The organism is Zooshikella ganghwensis DSM 15267 (assembly GCF_000428585.1).
In the GTDB taxonomy this organism is placed as follows: Bacteria; Pseudomonadota; Gammaproteobacteria; order Pseudomonadales; family Zooshikellaceae; genus Zooshikella; species Zooshikella ganghwensis.
The window spans coordinates 25,564-42,273 of sequence record NZ_AUAF01000004.1 but is presented as its reverse complement, the minus strand read 5'-3'; the positions used below and the strand labels follow the sequence as shown (position 1 = coordinate 42,273).

Sequence of the window (16,710 nt, the reverse complement as noted above, 5' to 3'; positions counted from 1 at the left end):
TGATAGTGACTAATAAGTGCTACCAAGAAGTCTCATACAAACATTACGTGGCTGTTAACAACAACATATAATAGACCAGTCGCTCCTAAGTAAAGTGTTTACCTGATTGGAGTTTTTTCAGAAGTGAAACTTAAAGTGAGGTATCCAGTAACTTAATGGCCCACCGTATAGCAATTAATGGTTATGGTCGAATTGGGCAGTGCGTATTAAGAGCGTTATATGAAAACCGTTATCGCCAGCACCTGCAAGTAGTAGCCATTAATGAGTTAGCCGATCCTGAAACAATAGCTTACCTTACCCGTTTTGATACTACGCATGGTTATTTTCCTGCTCAGGTCAGACAAGAAAATAATTCACTCGTTGTTAATGGGGATCAAATACGGCTGCTTAATCATCCCGAACCTAAAAATTTGCCTTGGGAGGCACTTGGGATTGATTTGGTTTTGGAGTGTACGGGCTCCTACACAGATAGAGAAACTGCCGAAGTGCATCTGCAAAGTGGCGCTAAACGGCTGTTATTTTCACAACCAGCAGAATCTACAGTTGATGCCACCATCGTTTATGGTATTAACGAAGTACAATTAAAACCTTTCCACAGAATTGTTTCCAATGCGTCTTGCACCACCAACTGTATTGTTCCTGTACTAAAAACATTAGACGACCATTTTGGTATTGAGCATGGGACGATTACCACTATCCATTCCGCCATGAATGATCAGCCGGTTATTGATGCATATCACCATACAGACTTACGTCTGACACGAAGTGCAATGCAGTCAATTATACCGAGAGATACTGGATTGGCTAAGGGAATAGACCGTCTCATGCCTCACTTAGCTGGGTGCTTCGCTGCTTTATCAATGCGTGTACCTACCATTAATGTGTCAGCAATGGACTTAACTGTACAGGTAAAACGTACAACAACCGTGGCGGAAATAAATGAAATGATCCGTCAAACGGCTCGAGGCCCATTAAGAGGGCTGATGAGATACGTTGAAGAGCCACTTGTTTCATGTGATTTTAACCATGATTCACACTCATCTATAGTTGACTTGACCCAAACCAAAGTTATTCGTGGTCAGATGGTGAAAATGGTCACCTGGTTTGATAACGAGTGGGGATTTGCCAATCGTATGCTGGACGTCAGTCTACATTGGCTTAAGCAGATGGCTTGAAACAACACAAAAATTCTCGATTACACTACATCTTATGGTGTTGTCGAGTGCTCCAATGACATCACATAAACCAATAAAAACAGTGAAAGATAGGAGTAATACACTCATAGATGTGTATTGAGTAATACGTTGCAACAAGAAGGTATATAGGAAACAGCATGACCATATTGAAAATGACTGATCTTGATCTGGCGGGCAAGCGAGTACTTATCCGTGAAGATCTGAACGTACCCATAAAAAATGGAAAGGTTGCCAGTGATGCCCGTATCATGGCTTCTTTGCCAACGGTTAAGCAAGCCATCGCTGCCGGTGCAAAAGTGATGCTAATGTCTCACTTAGGTCGTCCAACAGAAGGTGAATATGCTGAAGAGTTTTCTTTAGCACCTGTTGCAGAATATATGAGCGAAAAACTAGGCCAGCCAGTTCGCTTATTGAAAGACTGGCTTGATGGTGTTGAGGTTAATGCCGGAGAGGTCGTATTACTGGAAAATGTTCGCTTTAACAAGGGCGAGAAAAAGAATGATGAAGCGTTAGCTAAAAAAATGGCTGCGCTATGTGATGTTTACGTTATGGATGCATTTGGTACCGCTCACCGGGCACAAGGATCTACCCATGGTGTTGGGCAGTATGCTCCAATAGCGTGTGCAGGACCTTTGTTAGCCAATGAATTAGATGCTTTAGCAAAAGCTTTATTGAGTCCTGCTAAGCCTGTTGCAGCTATTGTCGGTGGTTCTAAGGTTTCTACCAAGCTGACTGTGCTTGAATCATTATCAAATGTCGTTGATCAGTTGATAGTGGGTGGTGGTATCGCTAATACATTTTTAGCCGCTGCAGGTAAACCTGTAGGTAAGTCTCTATGTGAGCATGACTTGATTCCTGAAGCTAAAAAGCTAATGGCTAAAACCAATATTCCACTGCCTGTTGATGTAGTTACTGCTAAAGAGTTTTCTGAATCTGCAGAAGCTACTATTAAATCTGTAGATGATGTTGCAGATGACGATATGATTTTAGATATTGGCCCTGAAACAGCAAAACAGTTTGCAGAATTGCTGGCTGAAACTAAAACCATTATCTGGAATGGACCTGTAGGTGTTTTTGAGTTTGACCAGTTTGGTGAAGGTACAAAAGCGCTTTCACTTGCAATTGCAGATAGTGATGCTTTTTCTCTGGCGGGTGGGGGCGACACACTTGCGGCAATTGATAAGTATGATATTGCTGAGAAAGTGTCTTATATCTCTACTGGTGGTGGAGCTTTCTTGGAATTTGTAGAAGGCAAAAAACTACCTGCTGTGGCAATGCTTGAAGAGCGTGCTCAACAAAGTTAATTACACCATATAACCAAAGCACATTGCGCTTGGTTATTAGACTTTAAGGTAATGGGCTTGGCGACAGGTTGAGCTCACTACACTACAAACTTTTAAATATTTCAATAATCGGAGAAAACGCATCATGCCAGTGGTTAATTACCAACAGTATTGTCAAATGCTGGATAATGCAAAGCAGAATAAATTTGCCTACCCAGCAATTAATGTTTCTTCCAGTGAAACAGCTAATGCTACTTTGCTGGGCTTAAAAATGGCAAACTCTGATGGCATTATTCAAGTATCCACAGGTGGTGGAAAGTTTGCGTCTGGCCAAGCTGTAGGGTCAATGTCAAAAGGTGCAATTGCGCTGGCTGTTTACGTACATATTCTTGCTGAAGAGTATGATATTAACGTTGCTCTGCACACTGACCACTGCCATCCAGAGTATGTTGACTCATTCTTGAAGCCACTTATTGAAGAAACTAAAAAACGTCGTGCAGCAGGTTTGCCGAATCTGTTTAACTCTCATATGTATGATGGTTCTGCTCTACCAATGGATCAAAACATTGCAGAGTCTAAAAGAATCATGGCTGACTGTGTCGCTAATGAAATTATTCTGGAAATTGAAACAGGTGTTGTTGGTGGGGAGGAAGATGGTCACGACACCTCCGGTGTTTCTGCTGACAAGCTCTACACTACACCAGAAGATATGGTGATGGCAGCGAAAGAAATTGGCTCAATGGGTCGTTTCTTGCTGGCCGCAACGTTCGGTAACGTACATGGTGTTTACAAGCCAGGTAACGTTAAACTGAAACCCACTATTTTGCGTGATGGGCAAGATGCTGTAGCAAAAGCGCTAGGAAAAGATGCTCGTTTAGACTTAGTATTTCACGGTGGCTCTGGCTCTGAATTGCATGAAATTCATGAGACACTGGAATACGGCGTAGTTAAAATGAATATTGACACAGATACACAATATGCATTTACACGCCCGGTTGTGGATCATATGTTTAAAAACTATGACGGTGTCCTAAAAGTTGAAGGTGAAGTAGGTAATAAGAAAGTCTACGACCCTCGCTCTTGGGGTAAAGCTGCAGAGTTGGGTATGGCTGAACGTATTGCTCAAGCATGTCGCGACTTGCGTTCTGAAAATACTTCATTGGGTAAAAATATCTAAACATCCCTGTTTAGTTATTCCAAAAAAAAGGGGCCATATAGGCCCTTTTTTTTATCTATGAGCAAAAAAAGTATCGTAGTTTTTTAATGATTATCTAAATCATTACTCATTTCTTTAATAAATTTTATTTAAGTTTGTGCGAAAGGTATAACAGCTTTCTCTCATTGAACTAGAGTAATAGCTATATTTATGAAAATAAAATTTTATAAGAAAGAAAACTGTAATGACTTATATATTAGGTATTTCTGCATATTATCATGATAGTGCTGCAGCCTTACTGAAAGATGGAAAAATTTTATATGCTTTACAAGAGGAGAGGTTTAGCAGAATAAAGCATGACGCAAGATTTCCTGTAAAAGCCATCAAGATGTGCTTGTCATTGGAAGGTATTCAACTGTCTGATGTTGACTGTGTAGTTTTTTATGACAAGCCCTTATTGAAATTTGAACGTTTGGTGGAAAGCTATTTGGCTTATGCACCCAAGGGGTGGCAGTCCTTTAAAACCTCAATGCCAATTTGGCTTAAAGAAAAGCTATATCTTAAAAGAGAAATTAAGCAACAATTAAGTAATATTGCTGAGGAAAAATTTAAAGGAAAACTGTTCTTTTCTGAGCACCACTTATCTCATGCTGCATCAGCATTTTATCCCTCACCATTTGATAAGGCCCTTATTCTATGTCTTGACGGGGTAGGAGAGTGGGCTACATCGAGTGCCTGGTTAGGCGAAAAAGAAAAAATTACACCTTTGTGGCAAATTAATTTCCCTCATTCAATAGGTCTACTTTACTCAGCCTTTACCTATTTTACAGGTTTTAAAGTTAATAGTGGTGAGTATAAGTTAATGGGGTTAGCGCCTTATGGAGAAGCAAAATATAGTAACTTAATAAGAGAAAAAATTGTTGAGATAAAGGATGATGGGTCATATAAGTTAAATATGGAGTATTTTGACTATGTTACTGGGTTGAAAATGACAAATGACTCCTTTGCAAAATTGTTTAAAGATGAGCCTCGTAAACCAAATCAGTCTATTCGACAGTTAGATCTTGATATTGCTGCATCAATACAAGAGGTAACCGAGGAAATTATTTTGAAACTTGCTAATACACTTTATAAAAATCAGCAAATTAATTCTATTTGCTTATCCGGTGGGGTGGCTTTGAACTGCGTGGCTAATAGCAAGTTGTTACAAAGTGGACCTTTTTCTAATGTTTGGATTCAACCTGCTTCTGGCGATGCGGGAGGGTCACTAGGTGCTGCATTGGCGCTGTGGTACTTACACTTCAATAATGAGAGAAGGGTTTGTCATAATGATAATATGCGAGGAGCATTTCTTGGGAATAAGTACTCTTTAGAAGAAATAACCCACTACTTAGATAGTCTCAATGTAGTTTATACTATAAAATCTGATGATGAACTTTGTGTTGAAGTTGCAAATGAAATTAATAACCAAAATGTTGTTGGTTGGTATCAAGGGCCAATGGAGTTTGGGCCAAGAGCATTGGGAGGTAGATCAATAATTGGTGACCCACGTTCTCCAGATATGCAAATGAAAATGAATATGAAAATTAAGTTTAGGGAGTCATTTAGACCGTTTGCTCCTGCAGTATTAGAAGAGTATACAGAAGAATACTTTGACTTTTCACAGGTAAGCCCTTACATGCTATTTACAGCTCCTGTAAAAGAAAATCATAGGAAGAAAATTCCTGACTCTGTAAAAGGGTTAGAGCTATTAAGTATTGAAAAATCTGATGTGCCTGCAATAACTCACGCTGACTACTCTGCAAGGCTGCAAACTGTAAGTGAGGAAACCAATCCTAAGTTTCATAAACTTATTTCAAGTTTTTACAAGCTTACAGGTGTTCCAATGGTAATTAATACATCTTTTAATGTTCGAGGCGAACCTCCTGTATGCTCGCCAAAAGATGCTTTCGAATGTTTCATGGCGACTGACATGGATATACTGGTATTGGAACAAGTTCTTATTTATAAAAGTCAACAGCCAGAAGAATTACTGGCAAGAAAATGGAAAAAGGACTATGAACCAGACTGATAGAAAACAGGTTAATAATTTTTTTGTTATTTTTGGTGTGATGGTAATACTTATTTTTGGACTTTTATTACCATGGGTTTTTGAGTATGAAATACCATTATGGCCTTTTATTATTGCTGGCATATCTTTTTTACTCCTACTTGCTAGCTTTAATTTCAAGAACAAATTGTTTGATGGTTGGATGACGTTTGCTGGAGTGATTGGTAAAGTCAACACTTTTTTAATATTAGCTTTACTGTTTTTTATTGTAATAACCCCATTTGGTTTTGTCCTGCGAAAACTTAAAAAACTTGAGATAGAGTCAGATGAATATGAGTCTAAGAGTAGCTATATAATACCATCAGACCATATGAAAACATTTGATTTCGAGAGGCCTTTCTAATGTGGGATTTAATGAAAGATCTTTGGGGGCTGATGAAAGCTCGCAAAAAATACTGGTTAATGCCAATTATTACAGTATTTGTACTGTTAGGGGCTTTAATCGTTTTATCTCAAGGCTCAGCCATTGCACCTTTTATATATACACTATTTTAACTATGAACGAGAAACTTAAAGAATATACTTCTATTGGCTTAATTACTCTATTCTTACTATCTATTGCCTTGCTTTTATTGAGATATTTAGCGCCTGGTCTGCTTGGTCAAGGTACTGACTTGCAACTAGTACAAATAGATAAGAAGGTTCCTCCTTTTTTTGACAATATTTTCAGAGACGAAGATATTAAGTCTATGGACTTTCTAATACAAGATCCAGTTTTTAAAGTGAGAGCTAAACCACTATTACCTGAAATGGGGGGAGTTGGCCCCCACGATATATTAGGGTTTAGAAACTTTGGCGTTCCAAATCATGCAGAGATAGTGATTGTGGGGGATAGCCAAACCTATGGCAATAATGCGCCTATTATATATAACTGGCCACATATCTTTAATAATTACTTGGATTCGAAAAATAAATTTATAACGCAATACACTATGGCCACAGGTGGTTGGGGGGCAATTCAATACTTTGAAGCTGCGCGAAATGCTTCAGTTTTTCAGCCTCTTCTTCTGATAATTGCTTTTTATACTGGTAATGACCCTTTAGAAACTTTCAGTTTAGCGTATGGATCAGATCTTTGGGCAAGGTATAGACTGAATACTAATTTGTCAGCCAATGATGCTCCTACGGTTGAGTTTCCAGAGCCTAAAAAATATCAATGGGCTGTCAGTTTTGGTGATGGTGTATCAACAGTTTTTACACCTAAAATTCGTGGTGAGAATAACTTGCAATCACCTGTTGTTGATGTTGGGTATAAAATAATGCTGCAGGTAGCAAAAGATATAAGAAATATTTTAAATCCAATTAATATTAAAACTATATATACTATTATCCCAACAAAAGAGCTAGTTTATAAAGATAAAGTTAATTTAGAAAAAGGATTAAGTACTCCAGATCATTATAAAAAATTAATTGCAGATGAGGAAGTGCGAATCAAATGGTTCAGTGAAGAGTTGAGTAAGATTGGTAATGGAAGTGTGTATATAGATATTGTTGAACCTTTACAGAAAGCTGCTTTAAATCGAGTAATGCTATATCCAAAGAATGAAAATGGCCATCCAGTATTATCAGGATATGCTGTGATTGCTCGAGCTATTGCTGATACCATAGTCAAGGAAATTCCAGATTTTACGCAAGGGTTTGCAGTAGCAGAGAGTGCATCATATCCTGGTCTTATTTTTGTTGATAAGAAAAAGTTCTGGATGGTTTTTGATCGAGGGTTAATCGAAAAATTGAATGTAAACGAGCTACCTAGGTTGAGAGAAGACCAATTAAAAAGGTTAAAGCCAATGGGTAATTTTGCTCAAGTTCAACATATTTATACAAAAAAATAAGATTAATAACGTACAAGTTTTGGATAATAACTTAAAGTTTAGTGATATAGAACTTACACGAATTATTTCTGTTGTCGATAACGCTCTTGTTGGATTAACTAAGTTGTACTAATGCGTACTGATACATTAGTACAGCTTAGTTGTCAGATATTTTCACTATGCCTACTTATTAATATAAGCATTTTCACAGGATGAGAGTCTTACTAGCGCTTTTAAAAACAACTGTGGATGTTATCACTTCTTAAATTATGTGCGACTTCAGAGCTAAACTATATTGTTGTACGTTGGTTTGGTTTTCTAGGGTGAGCTTATTTCTATAAATATTGCGTATAAGCGACATTTTTGTTAAAATACTGCGACATAATAAGGGCGGTTATGGTTTATTTATAAACCATAACCGGAGATTGTGAGTATACAATCTGTAACAAATTTTTTGACAGTAACTATTCTGTTGCATAAAAGTAACATTTTTAATTATTATCACTATGCTTTTTTTATCTCGCGGTTTCAGTTAATAGTATCTTGATACGCTAGCTTTTTTATAAATCTCTATTCGCTTTTTTAGTTATTTATTCTTTTAGATTCGACCTGTCTTTAATATCAAGTTTCGTTATTCTTCGGGTATTGCATTTACTTTGTTGAGGTTCAGTTCTTCGGTCTTAAATGTGGTTTAAGCCTAGAGAGTGTGAAGAACTACAAACTATAGATGACCTTCTTTAGTGGATGATCAGTGATTACACTTTATAGTGTAGTATGCAGAAAACTTTGTGATCGTTTATAAGGTGCCATTTATGAATAAACCACCATTAGTCATGGGGTTGCATGCAAATCCACCTGTATGGCTAAAGCGTCTGCTAATAGTATTGCCTTTTGTCTTAGTGGTCGTTGTGTACCTTTGGGCTTCTGATGCGCGTTTGGCTGAAAATCCTGCGGATAAGATTCTGCCGAGTTTGTCTCAGATGGGAGATGCTATTCAACGGATGGCTTTTGCTCCTGATCGTCGAACGGGTGAATATCTGCTTTGGCAAGATACCCTTGCCAGTTTGACCCGAATAGTGATTGGTGTAGGTAGTGCGTTACTGGTTGCCATTTTATTGGGCTTAAATATGGGCTTGTTTATAGGCTTCCGGTCTGTACTTTTAGCTTTTATCACGATGGTGGCAATGGTACCTCCACTGGCAATTTTACCCATTCTATTCATCGCATTTGGTGTTGATGAGTTTGGAAAAGTTGCACTTATTTTTATTGGTACGTTTCCTGTAATGACAAGGGATATATATTTAGCGGTGATAAAAATACCAAGGGAGCAGCTGGTAAAATCATTAACTATGGGGGCCTCTTCCATGGCTCTGGCATACCGTATTATTCTACCGCAGGTGTTACCTAGAGCAATTGACTCTTTACGATTGAGTTTAGGAGCTGCATGGCTCTTTTTAATTGCATCTGAAGCAATCGCTGCAACTGAAGGTTTGGGTTATCGCATATTTCTTATGCGTCGATATTTAGCGATGGATGTGATTATTCCTTATGTTGCCTGGATTACACTTCTGGGTTTCACTCTTGATTTCCTGCTAAGTTTGCTTAATCGCAAAGTGTTTAGCTGGTATACAGAAAGCAAAAAGTAAAGGCAAATCATATGACATTAACAGGGGCTGGTGCTGCATTCAAAAAGCTAGAAATAACTGATGTAGTGAAAAGCTATGGCTCAAAATGTGTGTTAGATGACATTGACTTGCATGTATCACACGGTGAGTTCTGTACACTAGTGGGACCAAGTGGTTGTGGAAAGTCCACCTTGCTAAGATTGATACTTGGTCAAGAACAGTCAGACCAGGGATCAATTTTAGTGGAAGGGCAACCTGTTGGATTTCCTGATCCTTACCGAGGCATTGTCTTTCAGAAATATTCATTGTTTCCTCATTTATCGGTTTTAGACAATGTATTGTTAGGGAAGCATCTTACTCACCAGCAGTGGTGGATGCCCTGGCGACGTCAGTCTGACTGGAAAGAAGAAGCAATGAGTTTGCTTGAGAGAGTTCGTTTGGCTGAAGCGGCAGAAAAATATCCTCATGAGCTGTCTGGTGGTATGCAGCAACGTGCAGCCATTGCTCAGGCGCTGATTATGAAGCATCCCATATTGTTGATGGATGAGCCTTTTGGTGCTCTAGATCCAGATACTCGTGAAGATTTGCAGATTTTTTTATTGGATATTTGGGAAAAAGAGCAGCTTACAATATTTTTCGTTACTCATGATTTAGAGGAAGCCTGTTTTTTGGGATCGCGGTTACTTGTGTTATCTCAGTACTATACTGATGATCGAGGTAATGGACCTAGTGTTAATCGCGGAGGAAAAATTGTGGCTGATCATTCTCTTAAAAACAGTGCAGGCAGCACAGTGATTAAAGATCAAGTGGAGTTCAGAGATTTGATTGAGTCGGTCAGAAGAGAAGGATTCAGTCCTGAAATAAGGCAACATGTTGATAATTTTAACTTAAACCATCCAGACTCATTCAGGACGTTAAATGAGTATTGAATAAGGTACAAGTAGCGTATGTTGGCTTAAACTAAAGTTGTTATTAGTTATTTAAAATTTTTTTGCGATAAAAAAATTAAAAAATATGTAAAAATACGTAATCTTCACTGTTTTATGAATGTAAACATCGTATGATTTCGCAGTTCTATTGAGTTAATAAGACAGTTTGTATTCACAATAATTACTGCATATTAAAGATATACCCAATACGAATGGTTTTTAGGTGCGGCCATCGAGTGACGAAGCCCCATGAGCCTATATTAATAGGTGGTTGGGGTGAGGAGTGAAGATAACAAAACCTAGAAATCATTCGTATTGGGTATAGATAACAAAAAGATTTATATGAAAGGAGAGGTATATGCTGCGAGCATTAGTAGTGACCGCAAGCCTACTATTAAGCAGTTTAGCTGCAGCGGTTGAATACATAAATATAAAGCCCTTAGATCAAGTGGTTCCAGCTAGCATTGGGACAGTAAAAGGGGGTGTACTGCAGGTTCCCTTTATTAGTTGGGGAGGCGACATAGCAGTCATACACGCTAATGGTAATAGTCTGTCTACTCAAGCTAACTCAATTGCTGCACAACAAGGACTTCAATTAAGACTAACGCGTGAAGATGATTTTGCAAAACAAGTTCAACATTATTTGAAAGGTGATTCTCCTTTTCTGAGGGGGACTATTGGTATGTTGAACATGGCCATGGATGTTATCAGTAAAGATGCCAAAACAAAGCCTATTGTAATTTATAAGTTAACAGATTCTGCTGGAGGCGATGCCTTAGTCGTTAAGCCTGGCATTAAAACTGTAAAGGATTTAAAAGGCAAAACAGTCGTATTACAAGCTTATGGGCCTCATGTTGACTATTTATCTCGAATACTTGCTGATGCAGGATTAACGTTTAAGGATATTAATGTCCGCTGGGTGAAAGACTTAACAGGCACTGATAATAGTCCTATGGCTGCATTTTATGAAAAAGATATTGATGCGGTGTTTGTCATTATCCCGGATGCATTGGCGTTGACCTCTGGAGGAACTGTAGGAACAGGGGCTGAAGACTCAGTTAAAGGAGCAAAAATATTATTATCCACAAAAACTGCGGATACAGTGATTGCGGATGTTTACGCTGTTCGTAGTGATTTTTTTAAACAAAATCGTGAATTGGTAGAAAAATTTGCACGGAGTTTGTTGTTAGGGCAAGAGTCTATGACCAATGTTGTTCAGCAACGTTCGGTGGATAGCAAGGCTTATGAGCAAATGATGAGAGCGGCTGCAAAAGGCTTGTTGGATAGTGAACAGGCTTTAGCGGATGCTGAAGGTATGTATCAGGATGCTCGTCATGTTGGATATGATGGAAATGTTAAATTTTTTGCAAATAATACGTATCCACGTCGTTTTACTGTCATTGTTAAAGAAAGTCAGAATGGATTGCAGCAAGTGGGTTTGTTACGCCAACAGCAAGAAGTTGCTCAGGCGAAGTGGGATTATGACAAGCTTAAAAAAGGTTTATCACAAGTTAATGTAGCTGAAGCCCCTAAGTTTGATGAAAGTAAAGTGGCTGCTTTGGTCACGCAAAAACAACAACAAGGTAATCTTGACCAAGGTGAGTTATTTTCATTTGAAGTATTTTTTCAACCTAACCAAAAAACTTTTTCTGCTGAGCTATATGAAGATGCTTTCAAAAAAGTAATGGATTTAGCCAGTACCTATGGTGGCGCAATTATCACTGTAGAAGGGCATAGTGATCCCATGAATTATTTACGAAAACGCAAAGCAAATGCTTCGCAGATGGTGTTGGGCAGAATTAAGCAAGCAGCACGAAATTTAAGTCTGAGTCGAGCACAAGAAGTACGTGATAACATCATCGATTTTGCTAAAAGTAAAGGAGTATCACTAGACTCTTCCCAGTTTGCGGTTATTGGCCATGGTATTAGTGCACCTAAAACAGGGGTTTGTGGTGCTGATCCTTGTGTACCAAAAACAGAAAAGCAATGGCGGTCAAATATGCGGGTGCAGTTTAGAATTCTGCAGGTTGAAGCAGAGTCGTCCGTGTTCAGACCATTATAGGCAATCTGAAAAGCAGTCAAGGTAAGGAATGGTCACATGGATAAACGCTTATTTATAATACTTGTGTTGTCGTTTTGGCTAACTGCTTGTGAAGAGTCAGGTACAAACAGTACACAAAATAGTTCAGCTGCAAATAGCGCTGCAAAATCTTCGCTTGTTAATGGAGAAGATATTCAATCTGTCCCATCAATTCGTGATGATGGACGCCCCTATAATATGCAGCCTTTACTCAACACTTGGCCAACACTGCCAGAAAATAACCCTGTGGCAGAGGATTTATTGCAAACTAATTATTATGTAGTGCTTGATGGTAGTGGTTCAATGGCAGGGGGAGATTGTGGTGGTGGAAAGTTAAAAATATACGCCGCAATGGAAGCACTAGAAGTTTTTGCAGGTCAGATTCCTGCTAGTGCGAACTTGGGGTTATTAGTATTTGATAAAAACGGACTTTCTGAAAGGGTTACACTCTCGTCTAATAACAAAGACCAGTTCGTACAAGCAGTTAAATCTGTCACTGTTGAAGGTGGTACACCTTTGCTTTCGGCCATTCGCACAGGTTATCAAGCGCTCTCTCAACAAGCCAAAGCGCAACTAGGCTATGGTGAATATCACTTAGTTATTGTGACTGATGGTGAGGCAAATATTGGCGAAGAGCCAGAGTCTATAGTTGGAAAAATTGGTCGAGAATCCCCAGTAATGATTCATACCATTGGCTTTTGTATTAACGAAGCTCACTCTCTGAATCAGCCTGGTATTATTGATTATAAAGCGGCGAATGATCCACAAAGTTTGCAGCGTAGTTTAGAACAAGTACTGGCAGAGTCAGAGGATTTTACGCTTGATACGTTTGGTGAGTAGTTATGTCAAAGCACGTTAAAGCAACCATATTTTTAATTATTTTAGGTCTGGTTGTCATGGGAATAACCAGCCTGATAAAACCCTGGTTTTCAGAATGGGAACAAAAGACAACGAGTGATGCGCGTATAACAAAAGGTGAAATTAGTATTGCGGTTGATGATTGGGTAGGTTATTTCCCATTATGCTCTCCTCATATTAAGTCGAGACTACGGCAGGAAGGTTACCGATTAAATTGTATCAATGATAAAGCCGATTATGCACAACGCATGAAAGGACTTGCAAAAGGAAAACTGGATTTTGCGGTGGCGACAGTTGATGCTTATGTTTTAACAGGAAGTGAGACTAATTACCCTGGAACCATTATTAATGTGATTGATGAGTCGAAAGGGGGGGATGCTCTGGTTGCAAGAGAAGATACACTTGCTTCGCTGGATGAATTAAAAGCAAAAAACAATATACGAATAGCATTTACTCCAGATTCTCCCAGTGACCATTTACTTAAGGCATTATCAGTACATTTTGATATCCCACACCTACGACAGCGGGGTAACTGGGCGGTAACAGCAGAAGGTTCCGCGCAGGCATTAGAAAAACTGTTAGAGGGTGATGTGGATGCCGCAGTACTCTGGGAGCCTCATGTCAGTAAAGCGTTAAAAGAAGATGGCATTATTAGAATATTGGGTAGTGATCAAACTGCACAATTAATTGTGGATGTACTTTTAGTAAATCGAGAGTTATCAAAAGACCAGCCTGAAAAAGTAAAACTGTTTTTACAGGCCTATTATCAAACCCAAAAATATTATCGGGATAACCCGAAGCAACTGCAAAAAGATTTGAAAAAAACGCTACGATTAGATGACGATGAAATTAGTACTGTACTTGATGGTGTGCGCTGGATTTCTCTGGCTGATAATGCACGAATTTGGTTTGGTACACATGCGCAAGGCTATGCGAATGAAACCTTAATCAATACGATTGAAGGCACAATTGGTATATTGCGTGAGTATGGAGATGTTACTCATAACCCTTTGCCTGGTGAAGATCCTTACCGGATAACTAATAGCCAGTTTGTCGCTAGTTTATTCGATCAGTTTTCACAGCAAGGACAACTGGATCAAGTTTCTCAAAGTACCGTAGCCCCTGATTTTAAAGCTTTAACGGATAAACAGTGGGATCGGTTAGTAGATGTAGGAACCTTAAAAGTACGCCCTGTCGTATTTTCATCTGGAACAGATCAGCTTACCTTGGAAGGTAAAGAACAGCTTGATCGGGCTGCGGAAAACTTAAAGCACTATCCGCGTTTTCGGATTGAAGTGCGTGGTCACACGTCAACTAGAGGTGATAAAGACGCTAACTTAAGACTTTCTCAAGAACGTGCCGATGCGGTGCGTCGTTATTTATTAATCACTCATGCTATTGCAGAGCACCGCATTCGTGCAAAAGGGTTTGGTGGAACGAAACCTCTTGCTAAACGCTCAGGTGAATCCTCTAGAGCTTATTACTACAGGTTGCCGCGTGTGGAATTGGTTCTAGTAGGAGAAAACTTTTAATGTGAATAAGTACAGAGCGAGTTGTTGAGAATAAACCAAAAATATAGGCAAAATGAAAGCGATGATTGCTGAAGTATATAACAGTAGGTATATCTTATGTTGGTCGGTAAAAAAGTAGACCTATCTAAAAAGGCAATTAGTAAAGCGGTATTAAAGCGTTCGCTACAAAGCCCTTTTTTATTATATCCCACAGTTGTTGGTGTACTTTCCACCGCAGCAATGATGTTCTTTGACTTTTCTACCATTGCTTTAGTGGGTGCTATTACAGGTTTTGCAGGTGCATCTCTGGGGTGGATATATGAGTACTTTATTCAAGAGAATAATCATATCATTGCTTTTTTAGGAGAAATTCATGAATCGATGGTAACTAAACGTAATGCGATGCTTAAAAAGCTAGAGAGTGAACTAAATACGGTTGACTCTAAGGAGGGTATTCGTCAACTGGAATTATTTAAAAAGAAATTTGATAACTTCCAGGACATTTTACAGAAAAAATTTAATTCGACTGAGTTGACGTTTAGTCGATACCTCGCCATTGCTGAGCAGGTATTTCTTGCTGGTTTAGACAATTTAGAAGGGGTTGCACTTGGTTTGAAAAGTGTAAGTGCTATGGACACTGAAACCTTACAAAAAAAAATCAGTAAGCTAGCTGAAGATAGTTCAGCAAATGCTGATCTGGAAAGAAAAACATTGCAAAGCCGTTTAGATATGTATGAGAGTCAGTTGCAGCGTATGCATGATTTACTTGTAACCAATGAACAGGCGCTCACCCAAATTGATAATGTCTCAACCCAACTTGCAAATATTAAGACAACAAGTGGGAGAGCTAAAGTTGATATGGATATGGCAATGCAAGAGTTACAACAAGTCGCAGAGCGTGCATCAGATTATAATTTGCAGCAATAGTTGGAGCATATAGTTATGGTACAAGTGTCAACTGAACAAACGTTAAATACGTTTGATGTGGAAACTGTCCGTAAAGAACTCATGACTGGAGATGATGCTGTAAAAGCAGATATTTCCAACGAATTAATGACACAAGCAGCATCAGTTGTTGATAACTTGCTTAGCGTAAGTCCTGCGGATTTAAACCAAAAAAATCAAGCAATCGCTGCTGTTGAGCAAGTAGGTGGAAAGCTTCAACGTGAAGCTGCTGCGCGCTCTGATATGCTAAAGCAGCCAATACATAGCTTGGCTCAAGCTGGAGAAGATGGAGGGCCTGTTGCTGATTCGTTATTACAACTTCGTAATACTGTAGAGTCTCTTGATCCGAATAAATTTGAGTTTTCAGCCAGTTTTATCCGTCGGTTGCTGTGTAAGCTGCCATTTGTAGGTTCTCCATTAGCCCGATACTTTGCAATGTATCAAAGTTCAGGGCGTGTCATTGACGACATTGTGGAAAGTTTAGAAAAAGGTCGTGAGCAGCTGAAACGCGATAATATTACGTTACAAAAAGACCAGTCCTCTATGCATGATCTGACGGTCCGGCTGAAAAAAGCTATTACGTTAGCGCAAGCAATAGCAGATAAGCTAAATGAAAAGTTGGAAACAGAAATTCCAATGGATGATCCGAAGCATAATTTTATTAAAGAAGAAATTTTGTTTCCTTTAACTCAGCGTATTATGGACTTGCAACAGCAGCTTGCGGTTAACCAGCAAGGTATTCTCACGATTGAAGTAATTATTCGCAATAATAAAGAGTTAATTCGTGGTGTTAATCGTGCTGTTAGTGTCACTGTACAGGCGCTTCAGGTTGCGGTGACATTAGCGCTTGCATTAGAAAATCAGCGTATTGTGCTTAAGAAAGTGGCAGCTGTTAATGAAACTACCAATAATCTTATCGCAGGTACTGCTGCACGATTACGTCAGCAGGGGGCCGAGATTCATAAGCAAGCAGCATCTACGCAATTGGATATGGATACGCTAAAGAAAGCGTTTGATGATGTAAATGCTGCAATTGAAGACTTATCAAAATTCCGTCAAGAAGCGCTTCCAAAAATGGCGCAGACTGTATTGGAGATGGATCAATTAAATGAAAGAGCTGGTAAGGCTATTGATAAGCTCCAAAAAGGTAAAGCGGTTGAACAAGAATTTGGTTTGGAAATAGTTGATGTTGAAAATGGTCGCTAA

At 38.9% G+C, this 16,710-nt stretch carries 14 protein-coding genes; all 14 read left to right on the top strand.

Annotated features, from left to right (window positions below):
* Positions 1-155 precede the first annotated feature (155 nt).
* The 14 genes from gap to F607_RS27730 all read left to right on the top strand — a co-directional run bounded on the left by gap (position 156) and on the right by F607_RS27730 (position 16,710).
* Positions 156-1,175, top strand: a complete 1,020-nt coding sequence (gene gap / locus F607_RS0101770; RefSeq protein ID WP_027706661.1) for a type I glyceraldehyde-3-phosphate dehydrogenase — start codon at positions 156-158, stop codon at positions 1,173-1,175.
* Between the two features lie 158 nt (positions 1,176-1,333).
* A complete protein-coding gene (locus F607_RS0101765; RefSeq protein ID WP_027706660.1) occupies positions 1,334-2,500 on the top strand; it encodes a phosphoglycerate kinase in 1,167 nt (388 codons plus the stop codon).
* A gap of 124 nt (positions 2,501-2,624) precedes the next feature.
* A complete protein-coding gene (gene fbaA / locus F607_RS0101760) occupies positions 2,625-3,656 on the top strand; it encodes a class II fructose-bisphosphate aldolase (RefSeq protein WP_027706659.1) in 1,032 nt (343 codons plus the stop codon).
* Between the two features lie 223 nt (positions 3,657-3,879).
* Complete coding sequence (locus F607_RS0101755) at positions 3,880-5,706, top strand: carbamoyltransferase family protein (protein ID WP_027706658.1); 1,827 nt, start codon at positions 3,880-3,882, stop codon at positions 5,704-5,706.
* Complete coding sequence (locus F607_RS0101750; RefSeq protein ID WP_027706657.1) at positions 5,693-6,088, top strand: SxtJ family membrane protein; 396 nt, start codon at positions 5,693-5,695, stop codon at positions 6,086-6,088. Before F607_RS0101755 ends, F607_RS0101750 begins: the two co-directional genes overlap by 14 nt.
* Positions 6,088-6,240: a DUF5989 family protein gene (locus F607_RS35915; RefSeq protein WP_338112600.1), complete on the top strand. Its 153-nt coding sequence runs from the start codon at positions 6,088-6,090 to the stop codon at positions 6,238-6,240. Before F607_RS0101750 ends, F607_RS35915 begins: the two co-directional genes overlap by 1 nt.
* 2 nt (positions 6,241-6,242) lie before the next feature.
* A complete protein-coding gene (locus F607_RS0101740; protein WP_027706656.1) occupies positions 6,243-7,577 on the top strand; it encodes a hypothetical protein in 1,335 nt (444 codons plus the stop codon).
* Between the two features lie 791 nt (positions 7,578-8,368).
* Positions 8,369-9,202 carry an ABC transporter permease gene (locus F607_RS0101735; protein WP_230400354.1) on the top strand — a complete coding sequence of 278 codons (834 nt, stop codon included), beginning with the start codon at positions 8,369-8,371 and terminating at the stop codon, positions 9,200-9,202.
* Between the two features lie 11 nt (positions 9,203-9,213).
* Entirely contained in the window at positions 9,214-10,110 is an 897-nt protein-coding gene (locus F607_RS0101730; protein ID WP_051310703.1) for an ABC transporter ATP-binding protein, read from the top strand.
* A 358-nt stretch (positions 10,111-10,468) separates the two neighbouring features.
* The gene (locus F607_RS0101725) at positions 10,469-12,172 is read left to right on the top strand and encodes an ABC transporter substrate-binding protein (RefSeq protein WP_027706653.1); all 1,704 of its coding nucleotides are present in this window, start codon (positions 10,469-10,471) and stop codon (positions 12,170-12,172) included.
* Positions 12,173-12,208: 36 nt separating this feature from the next.
* A complete protein-coding gene (locus F607_RS27735) occupies positions 12,209-13,030 on the top strand; it encodes a vWA domain-containing protein (protein WP_051310700.1) in 822 nt (273 codons plus the stop codon).
* A gap of 2 nt (positions 13,031-13,032) precedes the next feature.
* On the top strand, positions 13,033-14,580 hold the full coding sequence (locus F607_RS0101715) for a phosphate ABC transporter substrate-binding/OmpA family protein (protein ID WP_027706652.1): 1,548 nt from the start codon (positions 13,033-13,035) through the stop codon (positions 14,578-14,580).
* A gap of 96 nt (positions 14,581-14,676) precedes the next feature.
* Positions 14,677-15,486: a hypothetical protein gene (locus F607_RS0101710; RefSeq protein ID WP_027706651.1), complete on the top strand. Its 810-nt coding sequence runs from the start codon at positions 14,677-14,679 to the stop codon at positions 15,484-15,486.
* Between the two features lie 15 nt (positions 15,487-15,501).
* The gene (locus tag F607_RS27730; protein ID WP_051310697.1) at positions 15,502-16,710 is read left to right on the top strand and encodes a toxic anion resistance protein; all 1,209 of its coding nucleotides are present in this window, start codon (positions 15,502-15,504) and stop codon (positions 16,708-16,710) included.